Origin of the sequence: Kosakonia sp. MH5 (assembly GCF_009935945.1) — a bacterium.
Taxonomy (GTDB): Bacteria; Pseudomonadota; Gammaproteobacteria; order Enterobacterales; family Enterobacteriaceae; genus Kosakonia; species Kosakonia radicincitans.
Map to the genome: position 1 here is coordinate 667,649 of NZ_QODH01000002.1, position 20,046 is coordinate 687,694.

Sequence of the window (20,046 nt, forward strand, 5' to 3'; positions counted from 1 at the left end):
CCGGAATTGTAAGTGTTATTCGTAATTATTACTGGAATCCACTTGCCGGTAACGTGTCATCTGGCCAGCGGAGTGAATAATGAATCCTGTTACCATAATCACGCGGAGCGGTGTGTTGTCCCCACAGGACGTTAATTTTGCTGAACAACTCGCCCGAACGATTAACGGCTATTTCCGTCAGGCCAGGGAGTGTCAGAAAATCGCCGCTTATAGCGGCTGAGAGAAATATATTTAGCGGCCATTCGTTAGCGCTTTAATTCTCTGAAATGGTGTTCCCTGACTCATAACTTATTACTCGCATTGCGAGAGCACAAAATATTCATCAGCATAATTCGCAACTGCGTTATGCTGATGGCGAGCAAATTCTTCATTCTCTCACTGATCATCCCGCCATTGTTATTTTTTAATGGCGGGGTTTTTTTATGGTTTGGTTGGGGTATTCTTGAATAGTATTAAGGAGTTACGCTTTGCCCTCTGGAGCGAGGGCAGGGTATTTTATTCAATATCGCTGGATGGATGAGTAAGGGCTAATATTCTTTAAAAAAAAGATCGATAACGTTATTTATCATTTCAATAAGCATTTCTTTATCTCCTTCCGCATCAATAGATTGTAATGCAGTGCGCTGCGATAATCCCGCAAAGATGGATGCAATGATATCCATCTTTGCGTGCAGTTGCTTAATTTCATTCTCATCATTTTTTTTAGTTCTTTTAAGTAATTGCGCATTGAACCTGTTGCTAATGGCGTTATGCGACACCTGGAGTACTTGCGAAACGTTAGGGTTTCGCACCGCTTCGGCAGCAATTTCAAGCCATAAACTAATAAACTCTGGAGAGGTATGAAGCTCAACCATACGTGCCGTTTGCCTTTTAAGTGTCACGGCTAATTTCTCATCGGCTGGAGATGTCGCAATATCATTGATCAGTTCAAAAATAGTGCTTTCCTGCTGCGCGACCAGGGCTTCCACGATGGCTTCTTTGTTAGCAAAATGATAATAAATGTGCCCGGGGCTCATGCCGGCCTCTTTCGAAATTTTAGCAATACTGCATCCATGAAACCCCAGGTCACGGAAACATTTGGCCGCCGCATCGAGTACTTGCTTTCTCCTGTCTTTGCTTTTCACGCCAATTTCTTCGTCCTGTACGTTGCTCATTTATTAGCCTCTTTAATATCTCTTGCAAGTCATATTTTAGTATGAATATACTAGAATGAATATTCAAACTACAGAGAGATCGCTCATGATGTCTGTGCTTTTTCGTCCTGCATATCCGGCGCTGTCAGTTCTCTTGTCACTTACACTTCTCGGATGTGATCAGCCACAGCGGCCAGTTCAAAATTCGATTCCTGAAGTGGGAGTTGTGACGGTAAACGCAGCAAATGTGACGTTGACGACGGAACTCCCTGGCCGAACCTCGTCTTTCAGGACTGCTGAAGTGCGTCCTCAGGTTGGCGGCATACTTCAAAAAAGATTATTCGATGAAGGTGCCCTCGTGAAAGCCGGACAGGCATTGTATCAGATTGATCCTGCTCCTTATCGGGCGACACTTGCTAAAGCGGAAGCGAGCCTGGAATCATCGAAACTTTTAGCCCACCGGTATGAACGACTAGTAAAAACAGGAGCGGTAAGCCAGCAGGATCGGGATGATGCACGTTCAACCTGGCTACAGGCGCAGGCTGATGTTGACTCTGCTCGCATTGATTTAGGCTATACAACGATCACCGCACCAATATCGGGACGCATCGGGCGATCTTCCGTTACTCAGGGAGCGTTGCTGACCGCCAATCAGACCACTGATCTTGCAACCATCCAGCAGCTTGATCCTATCTATGTCGATATTCCGCAATCTTCAACGGCTCTTCTTAAATTGCAGGATGAATTTGCCGCAGGCCGCCTGAAACGAAATGGCGACCAACAGGCTGAAGTCAAACTGATCCTCGACAATGGCACTGAATATTCGCATCCGGGCCGAATAAAACTTTCAGAAGTAACAGTAGATGAAAGTACGGACTCTGTAATTATACGCGCCGAGTTTCCTAATCCCGATGGACGGTTGCTGCCAGGTATGTTCGTCCGCACCAAATTACAGGAAGGGGTGAACGAGAATGCCCTGCTTGTTCCACAAAGAGCAATCACCCGTGATCCGACTGGACAGGCCTCGGCTCTTGTCGTTGGCAAAGATAGCAAAGTGATCCGGAAAGCGGTGGTAACCGATCGCGTTGTAGGCAATCAGTGGCTAATACGGGACGGATTGCAAAGTGGCGATCGGGTCGTTGTGGATGGGACACAAAAAGCCCAGCCCGGCAGTGAAGTCAGGATTGCCCAGGCTACTCCCCCTTCGCCTGAAGTCGCTAATCAGCCTGAGTAAGGAGCCGTAATGTCACGTTTTTTTATTGACCGCCCCGTACTTGCATGGGTTGTAGCCATCATTATTATGCTGGCTGGCGTGCTTTCTATAATCAAGTTACCCATCAACCAGTATCCTAATATTGCTGCTCCTGCGATTGCTGTGACTGGATCTTATCCTGGAGCATCGGCAGATACCGTTCAGGATACTGTGGTGCAGGTTATCGAACAGCAACTGAATGGCCTTGATAATTTGCGCTATCTAAAGTCTGAGAGTAATTCGGATGGCTCATTCACAATTACCGTCACCTTTAATCAAGGAACAGATCCGGATATTGCTCAGGTTCAGGTACAAAATAAGCTATCGCTGGCAACGCCTTTAATACCGGATGAAGTTCAGAATCAGGGGATCCGGGTTGCTAAATATCAGATTAACTTTTTAATTCTTGCCGGACTTGTTTCCACTGATGGTCGTATGAGCAGCTTTGACCTCGGTGATTATCTGGTTTCTCACATACAGGATCCTTTAACTCGTATTACCGGTGTGGGTGATTTCACTATGCTGGGATCCCAGTATGCGATGCGTATCTGGATGGATCCGAATAAGCTGAATGGATATAAACTTACCCCGTTGGATGTCAGCTCTGCTATTCAGGCGCAAAACGTACAGGTATCTGCGGGCCAGTTAGGCGGTTTACCAACCAATGAAAATATTGAACTGAGTGCAACTGTCATTGGCAAGACCAGATTCACAACGCCTGAACAATTTGAAAATATACTCCTGAAGGTTCAGCCCGATGGATCCCGCGTGTTACTTAAGGATGTGGCCAAAGTAAAACTGGGATCCGAGAGTTTCTCAATACAATCAAAATATGGCAAAGATCTTCCGAGTACAGCTATTGCGTTACGCCTGGCAACCGGTGCTAATGCGCTGGACACCATTAAAGCTGTCAAAGCAAAGCTGGACGAGCTTAAGCCTGGTTTACCGGAAGGCGTGGAGATTATTTATCCTTACGATACGTCTCCTGTCATAAGTGCCTCAATAGAAGGAGTGGTGCATACCCTTATTGAAGCGATAGTCCTCGTTTTTGTCGTGATGCTGCTTTTTTTGCAAAACTGGAGAGCAACACTTATTCCTACACTCGCTATTCCGGTCGTTTTGCTGGGCACATTCGGCATTATGACCGCATTTGGCTTTACAATTAATATATTAACCATGTTTGGCCTGGTACTGGCTATCGGGCTTCTCGTCGACGATGCCATTGTTGTTGTGGAGAACGTCGAGCGACTGATGGAAGAAGAAAAGCTTCCGCCGCTTGAAGCGACCCGAAAATCGATGGAGCAGATTTCGGGCGCTCTGGTTGGTATTGGTCTGGTTCTTTCCGCTGTATTTCTTCCGATGGCGTTTTTCGGCGGTTCAACAGGTGTAATTTATCGCCAGTTCTCTATCACTATTGTTTCTGCAATGGCGTTGTCGGTGCTCGTTGCGCTAATTTTTACTCCGGCATTATGCGCAACGATCCTGAAACAAACGCATCATGACGCACAGGCTAAAAAGGGATTTTTCGGCTGGTTTAACCGTAAATTTGAACGCGGCACTTCGCTTTATCGCAATGGCGTCGAACGTACTTTGAGGGCCAGAAAACGAGCGATGCTTTTCTTTCTGGCAATCATCGCTTTACTTATTGCGCTATTCCCACGGATACCAACGTCATTCCTGCCTGATGAAGATCAGGGAAATCTCTTTGTGCAAGTACAACTGCCACCAAACAGTAGTGCGGAGCAGACCCAGAAAGTATTAACCAAAATATCGGCGTATTTTCTGACCCAGGAAAAAGACATGGTTGCCACGACAATGCTGGTCAATGGATTTAACTTTGCAGGGCGTGGTCAGAGTTCCGCTATGGTGTTTGTGGGACTTAAACCATGGAATGAAAGGAAAGGTTCGGTATTTGAACTGGCTGCCAGGTCAATGGGATATTTCAGCACAATAAAAGAGGGAACGGTTATTTCTTTCGCTCCACCGGCGGTGATGGAATTGGGGAATGCCACTGGTTTTAACCTGTTTATTCAGGATACAACTGGCGGCGGCCATGAAAAACTCATGCAGGCACGGAATATGTTTCTTGGGATGGCTGCCCGAAACCCCGCACTGCAAATGGTTCGACCCAACGGTATGAATGATGAGCCACAATATCAAATTCTGATTGATGACGAGAAAGTGCAGGCTCTGAAACTCAGTCTCTCTGATGTAAATAACACGATGTCCGCCGCCTGGGGGTCAACGTATGTTAATGACTTCAATGATCGTGGGCGTGTTAAAAAGGTTTATATCCAGGGGGAAGCCAGTTCACGTATTTCTCCGGAGGATTTCGATAAATGGTACGTACGTAATAGTGACGGAGAGATGGTCTCATTCTCATCGTTCGCCAGTGGGAAATGGACTTATGGTTCCCCGAAACTGGAGCGTTATAACGGTTTACCGGCAGTTGAACTTCTTGGCGAACCGGCACCGGGTTATAGCTCCGGGGATGCCATGAAGGCGGTAGAGGAGATCGCGGCAAAATTGCCACCAGGTTTAAATGTTGCCTGGACAGGTCTTTCATTTGAAGAGCGTCTTTCAGGTTCGCAAGCGCCGGCGCTTTATGCTCTGTCGCTAATAATCGTCTTCCTCTGTCTGGCAGGGCTTTATGAAAGCTGGAGTATTCCTTTCTCAGTAATGTTAGTCATACCGCTGGGTGTTATTGGCGCTGTCAGTGCGACGCTTTTACGTGGATTGGGGAACGATGTTTTCTTCCAGGTTGGCTTATTAACGACGATTGGTCTCTCTGCAAAGAATGCGATATTAATTGTTGAATTTGCGCGCGATCTTCATGAAAAAAGTGGAATGTCATTTTCGCAGGCAGCCATTGAGGCAGCCAGAGTCCGTTTACGACCCATTATTATGACATCACTGGCATTTATTGTTGGTGTTATTCCTCTCGCTATTGCTTCAGGAGCAAGTTCCGGAAGCAAGCATGCCATTGGTACTGGCGTTGTTGGTGGGATGCTTACCGCGACCGTATTAGCTATTTTTTATATCCCGCTGTTTTATGTTCTTGTCGCTGGTTTTTTTACCAGGAACAAAAACAAAAAAGAAGCATTAACCATAGCTGAAGAAAAATAGCTGTATGTGAGGTATTGGTATCCATCAGGGATACCAATACTAAAATCCTCAATCTGAGCAGTAATGTAGATACGATAAATTTTAATTTATTCTGGAGGCTTGAAAATGGCCAGACGAACCAAGCAAGATGCTGAAGAAACCCGCGAGCATATTCTGGATGCGGCTGAGCAATGCTTTCGGGATTCAGGTATTTATCGCACAACGTTACAGATGATAGCAATAAAAGCGGGCTGTACGCGAGGCGCTATTTATTGGCATTTCAGGGAAAAGAACGATCTTTTTAAACAGGTTATTGAGCGCACACCTCTCTTACTTTTTACGGAAGTTGAAGATCTTGTAATGCGTGCCGAATCTGTTATGGCGTTACGCCACTGTTTGTTAAGGGAAATTGAATGCGTTAAGAGAAACAAACATCTTCAAAATGTTATCGAGATGACTGTCTTCCGCTATGAATATCCTGACGAAGTAAATAACCATGATATTCTGGTGGGGAATAAGATGGATAAATTATTCGTCATGATAGATTCTGTTTTATCCGAAGCCCAAAAAAATGGAAGGATTCATGCTGATATTTCGACAACAATACTCAGCTCGATGATTTTCTATGTTTTTATGGGAGCGCTCAGGTCGATAGTTATGATGCCAAACGATACTTTGCTTTATCGTTACTCTCAATCAGCGCTGGATTTTGCTTTTGATATGGCTATTGGGAATAAGGCGGTGTGTAATGAAAAATGATTTTATTTATGATCTTACAGAATGGATAGAATCTCAACTCGCATCAAAATTATCCCTGGATATTGTGGCGGCTAAGTCAGGATATTCGAAATGGTATTTACAGCGGGTTTATCATGCGTTAACGGGAGTTACTCTAAGCAGGTATATCCGGCTAAGAAAATTATCCGCCGCGGCTGCTGAATTACAGATAACTAAAACACATATTCTCGATATCTCTTTGAAATATGGTTTTACTACGCAGCAGGCTTTCACCCGTTCATTCAAAAGTTACTTTCATCAGACTCCTGCAAGGTACAGAAATAACACTGAATGGGATTGTTCACAGCTCTACCCGCCATATCAGAGGATAATTCATCCGGTACCCAAACCGGACATTATTTCATTACCAGAACAAATTTTTCTCGGCATAGAACACTCTTTCCCTTGTGCTTTTGAAGATCTCTGTAAGTTCAATATAGATGTGCGGATGAATTTTTTTAACAGGTATCTCAGGGACTACCAGGAGCTACCTTCTTACGTCTATGGTATCAGCCATTTTGAACCCAATATCGCAGTAAATTCAGGCGTTGTTATCAAGTACTTTACAGCAACAGATTATCAGAATTTATATTCTATGAAGAGTAAAGTACAAAAAATAATAATACCTGAAGGTCATTATGCACAATTTAATTATTCGGGTATAAAAGCCGGGTTTCAGCAATTTATCATGGACGTGAACCGTTATCATTTGCCCAGATTAGATATCACAAGAAGAAAGGGTAATGATATAGAGCGTTATTTTCTTCCTGGGTCGAAGAAACATTCATTACATTCAAGTTTTATAACTTGTAGCTATTTAGTGCCATGTGCTGATGTATTACATAAATCTGTTTCAGGCAGATTTATGTAATGCGTGTATAAAGCGACCGTTTCAAACAGTCAGGTGCACTTCTAAGATAGTCACCGGGCTTAGAATTCAGACATTGCAATATGATTATCCTCAGAAGGATAGGTTATGAAGAAACATCTATTTATTGTTATACCGGTACTCTTAACTCTGACGGCCTGCAACTTACAGCCGAAGTATGAACGCCCATCGGTACCTGTTTCCGGGAAATGGGAGAGTAATGCGTACAGGAATAAAACTTCAGATCTTGCATGGCAAAAGTTTTTCGATGATGACACGTTAAAACTCCTGATAGGATTATCCCTTAAAAATAATAGAGATCTCAGAGTTGCTGCTTTAAATATAGAGTCAGCCAGAGCACAGTACAGGATTGAAAGAGCCGCTTTATTACCAACCATCGAGGCTAATGGTAGCCAGACTTCGGCTCATCTGCCTGGCAATCTCTATTCTACCCAGACTTCCGGGCCTGTGTCATACCAGCAATATGAAGCGAATCTTGGTGTAACATCCTGGGAAATTGACTTCTTTGGCAGGCTTAGAAGTTTGAAAGCACAGGCGCTTGAAAATTATCTTTCGACTGAGGCTACTGCTCACGCCACACAAATTAGTCTTGTATCAGAGGTCGTATCGGGCTATTTGACCCTTTGCGCGGATAAGGATTTACTTAATGTGGCGACAGATACCGCTAAAAGTCAGCGTAAAACGTATGATCTGACTAAACAACGGTATGCGATGGACATCGCAAACGAACAGGATGTTGTTCAGGCGGAAACGTCATTAAGAAGCGCTGAGGCTGAAGTTTACCAATACACCCGTCAGGTTAAACAGGATACAAATGCTTTACAGCTATTACTGGGTACGAACATACCGGCCAATATTGTAGAAAATGCGACTTTACTTAAAGCATGGAATTTCCCGGCGTTGCCTGACGGAATATCATCAGAAGTCCTGACAAACAGGCCGGATATTATTGCTGCCGAACATACTCTTAAGGCAGCTAATGCGAATATTGGCGCGGCCAGAGCCGCTTTCTTTCCTACCATCAGCCTTACTGCTTCCGGAGGATCGGCTTCAGATAGTCTTGGACATTTGCTTGAAGGGGGCACGGCTGCCTGGTCATTCGTTCCCAGCATAAGCGTACCAATATTTGATGGGGGAAAAAACAAAGCCAATCTTGACGTTGCGGAAATTTCCAAAAGAATTGAAATAGCAAATTATGAAAAAGCTATACAGCAGGCATTTAAGGAGGTTTCGGATGCTCTGGCGGGTCAAGCGACCTATAAACATGAACTGGCTGCTCGGGTACAAGACACCGCGGCAAATCAACGTTACTACACTCTTGCGAATAGCCGATATCAGGAAGGTGTGGATGGGTATCTCAATGTGCTTGTCGCTGAACGATCTTTATTTCAGGCAAGGAAAACTGAAATTTCGACTCGTTTAAGTGAAATAACACAGCAGGTTACTCTTTATAAAGTTCTCGGTGGCGGCTGGAAAGCATAGCACCTGAATCAAGAAATGACGGCCAATTGCCGTCATTTAACTTTTATCTATTCAGCTTGAGGTGACAGATGAAATCAGAGAACAATCTCAATTCTTCACCTCAGGTGAAAAAGATTTTTTAACTAAGACGAATACTGGCTGTATTAGGGGAAAGGAAATCAGAGGTACTTCTATGTTAGATACGTATAATCGTTCGAATATTGGCTCTGGGGATATTAGATATAACAACTTTTTTACGCAGGAATAACAGGGCTTTTTACTTCTTTTTGTGACTATTACTTAAAAATAAATTTTATTTAAAATGCGACTGCCTGAATTTTTACTTTCTAAATAAAAGGTAAATAAGATAACCTGTGAGCAATATGCATGTAATGTGTATGATAGCCAATCCTATAACTACACCAACAATACTGTATCTAAACAAGTAATTGAATAACACATACTCGGTCAGACGTGAAAAATAGAACGAAGATAACATTATTAACATGCTAAAAAAGAGAATTGAGAAGCATATTAATAAACAATTTTTAGCTTTTGATTTTTTCATTGTTATTATTAATCATTTTGAGGGTGAAAGGTGTGTTAATCTTTTATTTTTCCGGTCTTAGCCATTTTATTTTATAAAATCTTCAACGGAAAGCTTATTGACGGATGGCTTAGTATGATCATACTAATTCATCTGCACTTGTCAACCTTCTTATGGGGAGAGTGGGGCGGTTTTGTGAAAATATAGTGAATTTACTTATTGTTTTTGCATAATTACTGCCATTTTCCCTCGTTATAATGAAAAGATTACGCGTTATGATTTTATTCAAATGATTAGGGCTTAACGATTGCCTGCGTATCTATTCGCAGCGGTAGTTCACGGACGAAGGAAATGAATTGATATAGGGGAAGTGCTGCTTATTGAGTCCAGGAGTCCCGCAGATTAGTGCATTCAGTTTTCAATCGCTGATCGGCTGAACCCTGATAATGTGACTCAGTCCCTCAATGAAACCAGCGGACAAGAATATGATATTTGAGATGTCAAAGATGTGAGCCGCCTGGATTGGCATACAGGTGCAGACCGTGTGAATCAGAGACTTTATAAGGTTACGGGAAGGTTTAAGACTGTGGATTCTGGTGCCGTTACGCAGTGTTGCTGGTCACTCTATAGTTGAGCTGAAGCAGACCACTAACATTTCCCGATGCGGAGGAAAAACAGAAAAGACATCGGGAAAGGGGTTTCACGCTAACCTGTTGAATCAACATCAGATAAAGATTCGCAAGGATGCATGAGAACTGAAAGATGGCTCCTCTGACTGGACTCGAACCAGTGACATACGGATTAACAGTCCGCCGTTCTACCGACTGAACTACAGAGGAATCGTGTGAACGGGGCGCATAGTACTGGCCCCGTACTGGTGTGTCAATACTAAATTTAACCCGCTGATTCAATTGGCTAATTAAAGCACAACGTGCTGTTTTAATGTACCTGGTTTATCCCTTCGTGGTAACCGCCGGTCTGACCGCGCAGGCGGTTGAGCGGATCCTGCTGGTAGAAGTGGCAGAAGCGTTGCCACAATGCCGGGAAACGCGGGGCGAAGAGTTCGGGAGCGCTGAAGAAATACTCCGACAGCACGGCGAAACACTCTGCGGGATCGGTTGCCGCATAGGCATCAATGCTGGCTGCGCTTTCTCCCACCAGATCGATTTCATCCTGAATATTATCCATGGCGGCGCGCAAATCATGCTCCCAGCCAGCCACTTCACGCAGTGGGATCAGCGGGATGCCGCTGGCTCTGTCGCCATTACGCGTATCCAGCTTATGCGCAACTTCGTGGATAATCAGATTGAAGCCGGAAGCATCAAACGAATCCTGAATGTCGAGCCAGTTAAGGATAATCGGCCCCTGTTGCCAGCTCTGACCGGATTGCACCATGCGCTGGTTATGCACGAGGCCGATATCATCTTCCCACTCATCGTCCACCACGAACGGAGCCGGGTAAATCAACACTTCGTGAAAACCATCCAGCCATTCGAGGCCCAGCTCCAGCACGGGCAGACAAAAGAGCAGACTGATGCGCGCGCTCTTTAAGGCGTCTAAATCGAATCCTTGTAATGGAACCAGCCGCTTTTGTTGTAAAAAGCGATCCGCAAGCTGAACAAGTTTAACCTGCTCATCAGGCGATAAATTTGCTAATACCGGGGCGTTTAGTGCTTCTTCCCACGGGAACGTCGCCTCATCAGCGGAGTCTTTTGTTTTCCAGGGCCACTTAATCATCGTTTTGCTCGCAAACTCGCCACTTGAACCAAATTAACGGGACAGGGTCTGTTAAAATGCCAAATTACCTGGCATCATGGCAACCATCTGAACGGAGAGATGCCGGAGCGGCTGAACGGACCGGTCTCGAAAACCGGAGTAGGGGCAACTCTACCGGGGGTTCAAATCCCCCTCTCTCCGCCACTTCACCCAATCGGTTGTTTCTTACTGATTTTATTCCGGAAATGCCTCGCTTGTACTTCATGAATGTTACACATCATGGATAAATCTGTCATGTGCACATATCTCATAAAACGTAATGCGATTTATTATTTTTACCTCAGATTCCTCTCGCTCTGGTTTGACCATTTTGATCGTCGCAAGTGCGCGCGTTCCTTTTGATGTCTTTGCGTTGCGAAGCCGCACATTTGACCTGCCGGGCACAATGATTATGCGCTGGCTCTGCGTTACTTAACAGCGATCTGCATTCGCTCTTTTTCCTGTCAGCAGTGAGTGTGCCGTGCTGTTTATCTCTTCTTTATATTGACCTGAGAAATACTGTTTTAAATAAGATGTTAATTGTAGCAATCAGTAATATTGCTTCTTACAATTATTATTAACTATCGTTTTCATTATTACTGGAAGTTGCCATGGCTGAAGGTAATAACTGAAGTATGTAAATGTTTCTGAGCTTATTATCTCTGTGCTTATAAGCTCAAATAAAAATATCTTTAAATATTAATTTGATTGTTTTATTGACCTGGGTTTTTCTCGCGTTCAACTTATTTTTACCAGTTTCGCTCATTTTATTATTAATCGGAGAGGCTATGTTTGATTTTTTAAGGCGTTATGGGACGACAAGTATCCCGGCTGTGTGGAAATATGGAAAGGTTAGATGCATTATTCTTGATGATCTCAAGTACACCGAGCCGGATACCTATGCTTTCATAAAAAAAAGATATCCAGATTACAGGGATATTTTGTTCGGTGGCTTCGTAAGGGATTTCTGCGCCGATATGGGTGAGAATGATAAATTAATTATCGTCAGTCATTCGACTGAGTTTGGATTGCGCTATGCAAAAATGACAGACGATTTTATTTATTATCTAAAACTATGGGGTTTGAAACGCATTGGAGTATTAAAATTCCATTGTTGCCATATTGGCGAGCGAGAATGGTTGCGGGTGCTTGGTGAAAAAATGCTCAGGGATGGGATTTCATTTTCTTATATTAGCGGCCCGTCTTCTTCCGGTGATAAAGGGCAATATATTTACGATCTGAAATATGGCACCTCTTATACACCTGGAAAATACAAGATAATAAAAGGGGATATTAAAAGAGATTTTAAAGGGACACGATATGTAATGAAAAACGGCATTCAAGTCGCACCCCGTGCCAAAAATCAACCGAATCAATATCGTACGGTTATTACCGGATAGAATACAGGTGGCAAGACGGAACATTTCTCCGCTCTCTGATACTGATAGCGCCAATCCCGTGCCATTTACTTGTCAGTAAATCCTGTGGCAACGTAACCGGCAGGTCGCGTTGCCACAGGGTCAGAAACGACGCTCATCATCTGTTTACCAGGCGTCATTTACGGATGCGTTTATTACCATCATCTTATGCAACGCTACGAGTGCGAGTAGCGCCTTTGCGGGCTGGTGCAGTCGCTCTCTTTGCTCATCCGCTGGATGATGTCCTGGCGCAGCAGGAACTTTTTGATCTTACCGGATGATGTTCTGGGCAGCTTATCGACGATGACGATGCGCTCTGGGTATTTATACTTCGCCATCCGCTTACGGCTGAAAAAAGCCACCACATCCTCCAGGCGTAGCGGTGGCTCCCGCGTTTTCAACACCAGATAAGCGCATGAGCGTTCCCCCAGACGTTCGTCGGGCATCGCTACCACGCAGGCATCCTCAATGGCCGGATGCTGTAACAGCACATCTTCCACTTCGCGGCTGCTGATGTTCTCGCCGCCGCGCACGATAATATCTTTTTTACGCCCGGTAATGCTGATATAGCCCGCGTCGTCCATCCGGCAGAGATCGCCACTGTAGTACCAGCCCTCGTCATCCAGCGCCCTGGCAGTCAGTTCCGGCTCATCCAGATAGCCCATAAACACATTCGGGCCGCGCGAGGCCTCTTCTCCTTCCATACCGCGCAGCAGCGTTTTGCGCGACTCATCCACCACTTTAATTTCCACACCGGCAGCGGCATAGCCATCGGTATTCATCATGCGCGGCAGCGGATCATCGAGATTCACCAACGCGTGGGGCGAACTCTCCGTCGAACCGTAAATGCTTAACAGCTTGATCCCAAGCTGCTGACAACCCTGCGCCACTTTTTTGGGGATAGTGGTTCCACCGCAAAGAAAGAAACGCAGCGATAAAAGATCGGCCGGCTGTTTGCCGAGGGCGCACAAGATGTCATACACAAACGGCGTGGCGCCGAGCATACAGGTGCAACGCTGTTGCTCCAGCAGTGCGAGACAGGCCTCCGGGGTGAAAATATCCAGCAATACACTGCGAGCACCGATCAGAAAGGGCGCGGTGACGCCGTGCAAAAAGCCGGTTGCATGACCGAGCGGTGCAGGCATCAGAAACACATCCTGCCAGGTGAGATTCAACCGCGCGCAGTAGGCTCGTTCACTGGCGAGAATATTGTTATGGGTTAACATCACGCCTTTCGGCATTCCCTCGGTGCCGGAGGTAAACAGCACGGCGGCCAGTTCATCGCCGTGAACTTCGCGCGGTGCATGTAGTGGGGCGTTCTCCTGCACCAGTTGCCGGAAGCTAAGCGACGTGGTTGCCGGTGCCAGCTTATCCACGCCGACAATGCGTTGTAGCCAGGGTAACTGGTTTTGCAGTGGCAGGATCAAATCGACCGGACGCGTCTGCTTAAACAGCGTTGGGGCAAAGAAGATTTTTGCCTGGCATTTATTTAATACCCACACCAGTTCCGCTTCACGCCAGGCGGGCAGCAGCGGCACAGACACCGCGCCGGTTTTCAGGCAGGCCAGGTAAATCACCGTGAATTCACACCAGCCCGGTAGCTGAAATGCGACGCGATCGCCCGGTTGAATACCGCTGTTAAGCAACCATGTTGCCAGGCAACTTGCGGCGTGATCAAGCGCCGCATAGGTGTATGAATCACCATGATTATCCACCACGGCGAGTTTGTCCGGCATCGCGCGCAGGGTCTGGTGCCAGTAATCGCCCAGCGATGCATCGCCCCAATATCCTTGCCGTCGGTACGCTTCCCGACGTTCAGCATTAAACGTTATCGTGACACTCATGGACTCTTCCTGGTCAATAAACCGTTAAACGTAGTGGATGTTTTTGCATGAATTTCAGGCGGATTTGGGCTCAACCGTAGCGGAAGTCAACACCGAAGGTCCCTGCCGGGTAGTTCCAGTGTTCGAGAATGGTTTCCCCGCACAACACACGGCAGGTGCCGCATTCAAGGCAACCGGCGCAGTCGAAATGGATATTGCCCTGCGCATCCTGCTTGTAGAGATTGGCAGGACAGGCGTTGAGCAGTTTGCGAAACTCATCAATGTTGGGGTTATCGGCCAGAATAATGTGCGGATGGCCTTCATCAACATGGAATTTATTGACGCCCAGTTTGACGTCAACGTTAACGTTATTCTCCTGGCTCATAGTGCAGTCGCCCCTTTGATGCCGTCTTTCAGTAAATTCAGCAGGCCGATTTTCTTCATGTGAGACATCATCATTTTGCGTACTGGCTGATTCGGGCTACCGTCAACCGTGAACATATCATTCATGATGCCTGCCACCATTTGCGGATACTGGGTAAACAGACGCGGGTTTTCCATCAGGGCAGGGAGCTTGCGGAAATGCTGCATATCGCGCATCACGAAGCTCTGCTCCAGCGCGCGTTTATAGGCCGAAAGTGCGTGAGCCGAAAAATCTTGCTGCGCTCTGGCGGCAATCGCGGTATTGGCCGCGGCTTCCGCCGAAGCGATGGCTAAGTCCATACCGCGTACCGTATAGCCCAGATTGAGGCACAACCCGGCAGCATCACCCACGATCATCACCCCGTCGCTGACCAGTTGCGGGATCATCGCGAGACCACCTTCCGGCACCATATGCGCCGAGTATTCCAGCAATTTCCCGCCCTGAATCAGCGGGCGAATAGCTGGATGCTGTTTAAAGTCCTCCAGCATTTGCGGCACGCTTTTCCGGGCCTGACCCATCTCTCCCAGCCCGCAAACCAGACCAATCGATACCGACTCCCGATTGGTATAGAGAAAACCGCCGCCCATCAGGCCATTCGATGGAGAGCCAGCAAACAGCCAGGCGGCACCTTCGTTCCCGCAGAGATTAAAGCGATCGTCGATTTGCGTGGTCGACAGGCTAATCAGTTCCTTCACGCCCACGGCATAATGGTGCGGCGAGGGCGCCGGCACCATCCCCAGAGAACGTCCCAGCAGCGAATTGACACCGTCAGCGAGAATCACCACATTGGCCTCAAGAATGTCATCACCTGCCTGCACGCCGGTGACCTGATTGACTTCACGGATCAACGCATCCACCCGGACACCCGGAATAAATTGCGCGCCCGCTTCTTCGGCTTGCTCCATCAGCCACGGATCGAGTCGGCTACGCAGCACGGTATAGGAGGCCTGCTCCGCGAGCTCAGATTTCTCGCGTTGAAAATCGAGGGTGACGGCGTTGTCATCGGTTAAAAAGGAGATTTTCTCCCGCGTGACCGTGCGCTCAATGGGCGCGCGCTGCGCGAAACCGGGCATGATGCGCTCAATACTGTGCGCGTAGAGTCGGCCGCCGGTCATATTCTTACTGCCCGCGTTGTTGCCGCGTTCAATAACCAGTACATCCAGTCCGGCTTTGGCCATCACATAAGCCGCCACCGTTCCCGCCACGCCCGCGCCCACTACGATGGCGTCAAATTTTTCATCCGACATGCGTTATGCTCCCTTCCCGCAGCGCCTGCGGGATACGTATCTTAGTGGCTCAATTCACCGATCAGGGCCGGGACGACTTTGTAGATATCGCCCACCAGACCGTAATCGGCGTAATTGAAAATCGGCGCGTTTTTATCTTTGTTGATGGCGACGATCACTTTGGCGCCATTGCCGCCGACCATATGCTGGATCTGCCCGGAAATCCCCAGCGTCAGGTAGAGATCGGATTTCAGCAGTACGCCGGAGACGCCCACATAACGTTCGCGTTCCATCCAGTTTTCGCCTTCGGCAATCGGGCGCGAGCAACCCACTTCCGCACCCAGCACGCTGGCCAGTTCTCGTACCATCGCAAGGTCATCTTTCGCCGCCAGGCCACGGCCAACACCCACCACGCGTTTCGCTTTACTCAGATCCACACTGCTCAGCGTTTTCGCGCGGCGTTCCAGACAACGGATCTCGTGGCGCGGCGCAATATAGTCCGCAGTGACAACCGGGCAGGTGCGCGACGAATCTGCGGCCGTAGGCTCCAGTACGCCGGATGCGAGGGTAATGATGGCGAGCGAGCCGTTGAGTTTCTCTTTCCCAAACGCCAGACCACCGTACATACGGTGTTCCGCACAGACGCTGCTGTCGGCAATGGTGACAGCCGTGGCGTCATTAACCATCGCCGCGTTCAATTGCACGCTCAACCGCGCGCCCAGCGCTTTGCACCGTTTTGTCGCGGCCATCAGCAGTAATGATGGCTGACCGGCAGCGTCCGGCCCGATCCGCGCCGCAAGAGTCTCAGCGAAATTTTCAATGCGTTGCAGTTCAGAGTGGGGTTCAAGCACTATCACGTTGTCGGCGCCCAGAGACTGGACTCGCTTGACCTGTTCTGCGCCATAGACGATGGCATGTACCTGCTGGCCCCAAAGGCGTGCGCCGGACAGTAATTCGGCATAGCGTTCTGCGTTATCGCTCAGTACCCAGACATGGGTTAATTGACTCATGGTGTTCTTCTCCGTTGGGCTTAATTGAGGGCTTTTTTCACGAGTTCAGCCAGTTGGGCAATCGCTTCGGGTGAATCATTGTCGAGGATGATGTGTTTGCGCGTGGTGGCTGGTGGTACGGTGATTTCCATCAGTTCCGCCAGCGGTGAGGACGGGCTCCAGCCAATGTCGCTGGCCTGCCACTGGTTGACCGGTTTTTTACCCGCACCAAGGATGGCTTTCATCGAAGGAATACGCGGGACGTTTATATCGGAAGTGACACAGAGAACGGCGGGTGGCGCCAGTTCGATTACTTCGACCTCCTCTTCCAGCGTGCGCTCAATGCTGAGTTTGTCGCCGTTACGCTGGATGTTGCTGACGGCGTTAATCACCGGCAGTTGCAGGATCTCACCAACCAGCAAGCCCACCTGTTGGGCGTAGAGATCCCCGGAACCTTCGCCAAACAGCATCAGATCGAAGCCCATCTTCTCTGCCGCCGCCGCCAGCGCCTGGGCGATTTCTTTCGGCAGGGCATGTTCCAGTTGCGCATCCTGCAACATAAACAGGCTGTCCGGGCCGCGAGAAAGTACGTCTTTACGCACTTTTGAATTTTGCAGCAGCGAACCGCCAACGGTCAGGGCGGCAATCTCATCATCATCGCTGGCGAGCTGCGTCGCCGCTTCGATAGCATTGAGATCGAACTGGCTGATCTTCGCTGCTGCATTGTCAAAGCTGAGCGCGTGGTCGGGCGTGACCACGATGTCCTGTTCCTCAGGTACCAGTTTGAAGCAGGCTATTATTTTCATGGCATCTCCTGTGAGTCGCGGGCGAATATTGGACGTAGCGCCAATATCGACGGAAAGTAAAAAGTGACTGGAAACAGTGTGCGATAGCGGGATGCGCTTTTCGACGGGACAATTTGTTTTCGTTGCTAACAATCTTGCAAAAAAAGTGAGATCGCCCAGGCAAAATAAAAGTGAGGGAAATTAATTTTCAGGCGTAAACATATTATCTTGCATGCCGGGCAAATAATCTTGTTCTGCAACAGCGAAGGAGTGTTGAATAACCGCAGTAGTCGCTCTATTTTACCCTTATTATTTTGTTCAGGCTTATTCTTAACATGTGAGGTTGTCATGTATCAGCGATGCTTTGATAATGCCGTGGAACCCCTTTTCGTGCAGGGGGAAACGCCCCGATTTTCGCGCTTTGTCATCAGCGATGACCCAACCTGGGAATCCGGGCATCATGTTCACGATAATGAAACTGAGCTTATTTTTGTCAAAAAAGGGATTGCACGATTAATCATTGATTCGTCGCTGTATGTCGCGCACGAGAACGATATTGTGGTGATTGAGCGGGGGCGGTTACACGCCGTCACTTCCGATGCGAACGCGCCTGCCACTACCTATACCTGCGCGCTGTATGGCTTTCGTTTTCGCGGCTGGGAAGAGAACCAACTGTTGCAACCGCATTCGTGTCCGGTCATTTCTGCCGGGCAGGCAAAAGAGGTGATTACCAGCATCTTTCATGAATTGAGCGTAATGTTGCCGCAAAGTAAAAATACATTAACATCTTCGGTCTATGATGCTTTTGCTTATGCGCTGACGGTGTTGTACTTCGAAAACTTTAAAAACGCTTACCGATCGGAGCAGGGGTATATTAAAAAAGATGCATTAATTAAAGATATTCTGGTTTATCTGAATAACAACTACCGTAAAAAAATAACGCTCGAACAGTTGTCAAAACAATTTCACGCCAGTGTCAGTTATATCTGTCACGAATTTACTAAAGAATACCGTATTTCTCCCATCAACTATGTGATTCAGCGGCGGATGACGGAAGCCAAATTTGCGCTGACCAATACCGACAATTCGCTGGCCGAAATCTCCTGGCGCGTGGGATACGAAAACGTCGATCATTTTGCCAAGCTCTTTCTGCGTCATGGTGGTTGCTCACCCAGCGACTACCGTCGGCAATTTAAAAATAACGTGGTTGAATCAGAGTATCTGTCCGATTTTTACGTGCCGGAAAAAGTGCTGTATTAATTTTCCTGTAGCTCCCGGCGCGCCGGGAGCTACAGCGCAGTTTTAATCCTGGTAATCCTTCAGAATCTGGCGTCCTGCGATGTAAATCATGATCTCGTCAGTGCCGCCACCGATGCGTTCACAACGTACATCCCGCCAGAAACGAGAGACGCGCGCTTCATCGGTATAACCCAGCCCACCCATAATCTGGATGGCATCATCAATCACCTCCTGTGCGGTACGGGCGCAGTGCAGCTTCGCCAGTGCAGCGCTGGTGCGCAGGGACTGCTGCTGATCGGCCTGCCAGGCCACTTTCAGTACCATATTGCGCATGTTCTCAACTTTTACCGCCATTAACGCCAGTTTTTCCTGGATCATCTGGTTATGGCCAATTGGTTTACCGAAAGCAATGCGCTGATTGGCATAGCGGGCAGCATCTTCAAACGCGCATTCGGCAAAGCCGGTACTGCGGGCGGCGTTGATCAGGCGTTCCATTTCAAAGTTGTACATCACATTGAGAAAGCCCATGCCTTCTTCGCCGACCATATCGCTCTCTTCAACTTCGACATTGTCGAGATACACTTCGCAAGTGCTGAGCATATGCCAGCCGATTTTGTGCAGCGGGTTAACTTTGATCCCCGGTTTTTTCGCGTCCACCCACCACAGCGTAAAGGCTCTTTTCGGATCTTTAGGCTGCGGATCGCGCGCCAGCACCAGCATGTAAGGGTATTCCTTCGCCCCGGTAATGAAGGTTTTCTGCCCGTTCAGGTAGACCTTGCCGTTTTTGCGCGTGTAGCTGGTGGTGGCACTGTTGTTATCGGAACCCGCTCCCGGTTCGGTTAATGCCAGCGCATACGCCGGATCGCCGGTTTCCATCGTACTTTCCGCCGTTTTCCGTAGCTGCTCAGCGGAGCCGAAACGACGCATGCTGTGGATGCACTGGCCGTTGGTGATCAGGAATGCCGGTGCGCCGCATTTTGATACTTCCATCAGCGCCAGCATCTGCGTGACATAATCTGCCGGGATGCCGCCGAACTCTTCTGGCACGCCGAGCATAGAGATGCCGTTATCGGCGAGTGCACGCATAAATTCGCGTGGGTAAGTTGCTGTCTGATCGCAGGTACGGAAATACTCTTCCGGGAAGTTGCTGGTAATGAGTTCCCGGATGCTGGCAAGCAGCAGTTCCTGCTCTTCGGTTAAAGAGAAATCCATTATCGTACTCC

At 47.8% G+C, this 20,046-nt stretch carries 15 protein-coding genes, 2 tRNA genes and 2 pseudogenes; 8 read left to right on the forward strand and 11 right to left on the reverse strand.

From position 1 onward, the window contains the following. Window positions 1-94 precede the first annotated feature (94 nt). Window positions 95-242: pseudogene (locus tag DK872_RS09470) on the reverse strand (P-type DNA transfer ATPase VirB11); the annotation flags it as partial. Window positions 243-527: 285 nt separating this feature from the next. Then, window positions 528-1,154, reverse strand: a complete 627-nt coding sequence (locus DK872_RS09475) for a TetR/AcrR family transcriptional regulator (protein WP_007371396.1) — start codon at window positions 1,152-1,154, stop codon at window positions 528-530. Between the two features lie 55 nt (window positions 1,155-1,209). On the opposite strand from DK872_RS09475, the gene DK872_RS09480 reads away from it, so the two are divergent. From DK872_RS09480 to DK872_RS09500, 5 genes are all read left to right on the forward strand, one after another. Next, entirely contained in the window at window positions 1,210-2,367 is a 1,158-nt protein-coding gene (locus DK872_RS09480) for an efflux RND transporter periplasmic adaptor subunit (RefSeq protein WP_161518279.1), read from the forward strand. A gap of 9 nt (window positions 2,368-2,376) precedes the next feature. Continuing rightward, complete coding sequence (locus DK872_RS09485; protein ID WP_079517732.1) at window positions 2,377-5,511, forward strand: efflux RND transporter permease subunit; 3,135 nt, start codon at window positions 2,377-2,379, stop codon at window positions 5,509-5,511. Window positions 5,512-5,616: 105 nt separating this feature from the next. Further along, on the forward strand, window positions 5,617-6,249 hold the full coding sequence (locus DK872_RS09490) for a TetR family transcriptional regulator (RefSeq protein WP_035890072.1): 633 nt from the start codon (window positions 5,617-5,619) through the stop codon (window positions 6,247-6,249). Beyond that, window positions 6,239-7,138 carry a helix-turn-helix domain-containing protein gene (locus DK872_RS09495; RefSeq protein WP_161518280.1) on the forward strand — a complete coding sequence of 300 codons (900 nt, stop codon included), beginning with the start codon at window positions 6,239-6,241 and terminating at the stop codon, window positions 7,136-7,138. Before DK872_RS09490 ends, DK872_RS09495 begins: the two co-directional genes overlap by 11 nt. 105 nt (window positions 7,139-7,243) lie before the next feature. Then, on the forward strand, window positions 7,244-8,638 hold the full coding sequence (locus DK872_RS09500; RefSeq protein ID WP_007371401.1) for an efflux transporter outer membrane subunit: 1,395 nt from the start codon (window positions 7,244-7,246) through the stop codon (window positions 8,636-8,638). Window positions 8,639-9,667: 1,029 nt separating this feature from the next. On the opposite strand, the pseudogene DK872_RS27505 reads toward DK872_RS09500, so the two are convergent. From DK872_RS27505 to mtfA, 3 genes and pseudogenes are all read right to left on the reverse strand, one after another. Further along, window positions 9,668-9,774 (reverse strand): annotated as a pseudogene (locus tag DK872_RS27505) (DUF4102 domain-containing protein); the annotation flags it as partial. A 153-nt stretch (window positions 9,775-9,927) separates the two neighbouring features. Further along, a tRNA-Asn gene (locus tag DK872_RS09505) sits at window positions 9,928-10,003 on the reverse strand. A 100-nt stretch (window positions 10,004-10,103) separates the two neighbouring features. Then, window positions 10,104-10,901, reverse strand: a complete 798-nt coding sequence (gene mtfA / locus DK872_RS09510) for a DgsA anti-repressor MtfA (RefSeq protein ID WP_007371403.1) — start codon at window positions 10,899-10,901, stop codon at window positions 10,104-10,106. A 93-nt stretch (window positions 10,902-10,994) separates the two neighbouring features. On the opposite strand from mtfA, the gene DK872_RS09515 reads away from it, so the two are divergent. Further along, window positions 10,995-11,084: transfer RNA gene (locus tag DK872_RS09515), tRNA-Ser, on the forward strand. A gap of 623 nt (window positions 11,085-11,707) precedes the next feature. Continuing rightward, window positions 11,708-12,319 carry a hypothetical protein gene (locus tag DK872_RS09520; protein WP_035890070.1) on the forward strand — a complete coding sequence of 204 codons (612 nt, stop codon included), beginning with the start codon at window positions 11,708-11,710 and terminating at the stop codon, window positions 12,317-12,319. Between the two features lie 194 nt (window positions 12,320-12,513). On the opposite strand, the gene fadK is transcribed toward DK872_RS09520, so the two are convergent. The 5 genes from fadK to DK872_RS09545 form a co-directional block, all read right to left on the reverse strand. After that, complete coding sequence (fadK, locus tag DK872_RS09525) at window positions 12,514-14,181, reverse strand: medium-chain fatty-acid--CoA ligase (protein WP_079517734.1); 1,668 nt, start codon at window positions 14,179-14,181, stop codon at window positions 12,514-12,516. Between the two features lie 70 nt (window positions 14,182-14,251). Beyond that, entirely contained in the window at window positions 14,252-14,545 is a 294-nt protein-coding gene (locus tag DK872_RS09530; protein WP_007371457.1) for a ferredoxin family protein, read from the reverse strand. After that, window positions 14,542-15,831: an FAD-dependent oxidoreductase gene (locus DK872_RS09535; protein WP_161518281.1), complete on the reverse strand. Its 1,290-nt coding sequence runs from the start codon at window positions 15,829-15,831 to the stop codon at window positions 14,542-14,544. Before DK872_RS09535 ends, DK872_RS09530 begins: the two co-directional genes overlap by 4 nt. A gap of 41 nt (window positions 15,832-15,872) precedes the next feature. Then, window positions 15,873-16,820: an electron transfer flavoprotein subunit alpha gene (locus DK872_RS09540; protein WP_161518282.1), complete on the reverse strand. Its 948-nt coding sequence runs from the start codon at window positions 16,818-16,820 to the stop codon at window positions 15,873-15,875. Between the two features lie 20 nt (window positions 16,821-16,840). Beyond that, window positions 16,841-17,605: an electron transfer flavoprotein gene (locus DK872_RS09545; protein ID WP_035890062.1), complete on the reverse strand. Its 765-nt coding sequence runs from the start codon at window positions 17,603-17,605 to the stop codon at window positions 16,841-16,843. Between the two features lie 327 nt (window positions 17,606-17,932). Between DK872_RS09545 and DK872_RS09550 the strand changes: the two genes are divergently transcribed. Next, the gene (locus DK872_RS09550) at window positions 17,933-18,844 is read left to right on the forward strand and encodes an AraC family transcriptional regulator (RefSeq protein WP_007371462.1); all 912 of its coding nucleotides are present in this window, start codon (window positions 17,933-17,935) and stop codon (window positions 18,842-18,844) included. 42 nt (window positions 18,845-18,886) lie between these two features. Here DK872_RS09550 and DK872_RS09555 read toward each other — a convergent pair whose 3' ends face one another. Then, window positions 18,887-20,035, reverse strand: a complete 1,149-nt coding sequence (locus DK872_RS09555) for an acyl-CoA dehydrogenase (protein WP_007371463.1) — start codon at window positions 20,033-20,035, stop codon at window positions 18,887-18,889. Between the last annotated feature and the right edge of the window lie 11 nt (window positions 20,036-20,046).

Coding starts and splice junctions, on each gene's coding strand:
- DK872_RS09475 (WP_007371396.1), bottom strand. CDS start 1,154: ATGAGCAACGTACAGGACGAAGAAATTGGCGTGAAAAGCAAAGACAGG.
- DK872_RS09480 (WP_161518279.1), top strand. CDS start 1,210: ATGAATATTCAAACTACAGAGAGATCGCTCATGATGTCTGTGCTTTTT.
- DK872_RS09485 (WP_079517732.1), top strand. CDS start 2,377: ATGTCACGTTTTTTTATTGACCGCCCCGTACTTGCATGGGTTGTAGCC.
- DK872_RS09490 (WP_035890072.1), top strand. CDS start 5,617: ATGGCCAGACGAACCAAGCAAGATGCTGAAGAAACCCGCGAGCATATT.
- DK872_RS09495 (WP_161518280.1), top strand. CDS start 6,239: ATGAAAAATGATTTTATTTATGATCTTACAGAATGGATAGAATCTCAA.
- DK872_RS09500 (WP_007371401.1), top strand. CDS start 7,244: ATGAAGAAACATCTATTTATTGTTATACCGGTACTCTTAACTCTGACG.
- mtfA (WP_007371403.1), bottom strand. CDS start 10,901: ATGATTAAGTGGCCCTGGAAAACAAAAGACTCCGCTGATGAGGCGACG.
- DK872_RS09520 (WP_035890070.1), top strand. CDS start 11,708: ATGTTTGATTTTTTAAGGCGTTATGGGACGACAAGTATCCCGGCTGTG.
- fadK (WP_079517734.1), bottom strand. CDS start 14,181: ATGAGTGTCACGATAACGTTTAATGCTGAACGTCGGGAAGCGTACCGA.
- DK872_RS09530 (WP_007371457.1), bottom strand. CDS start 14,545: ATGAGCCAGGAGAATAACGTTAACGTTGACGTCAAACTGGGCGTCAAT.
- DK872_RS09535 (WP_161518281.1), bottom strand. CDS start 15,831: ATGTCGGATGAAAAATTTGACGCCATCGTAGTGGGCGCGGGCGTGGCG.
- DK872_RS09540 (WP_161518282.1), bottom strand. CDS start 16,820: ATGAGTCAATTAACCCATGTCTGGGTACTGAGCGATAACGCAGAACGC.
- DK872_RS09545 (WP_035890062.1), bottom strand. CDS start 17,605: ATGAAAATAATAGCCTGCTTCAAACTGGTACCTGAGGAACAGGACATC.
- DK872_RS09550 (WP_007371462.1), top strand. CDS start 17,933: ATGTATCAGCGATGCTTTGATAATGCCGTGGAACCCCTTTTCGTGCAG.
- DK872_RS09555 (WP_007371463.1), bottom strand. CDS start 20,035: ATGGATTTCTCTTTAACCGAAGAGCAGGAACTGCTGCTTGCCAGCATC.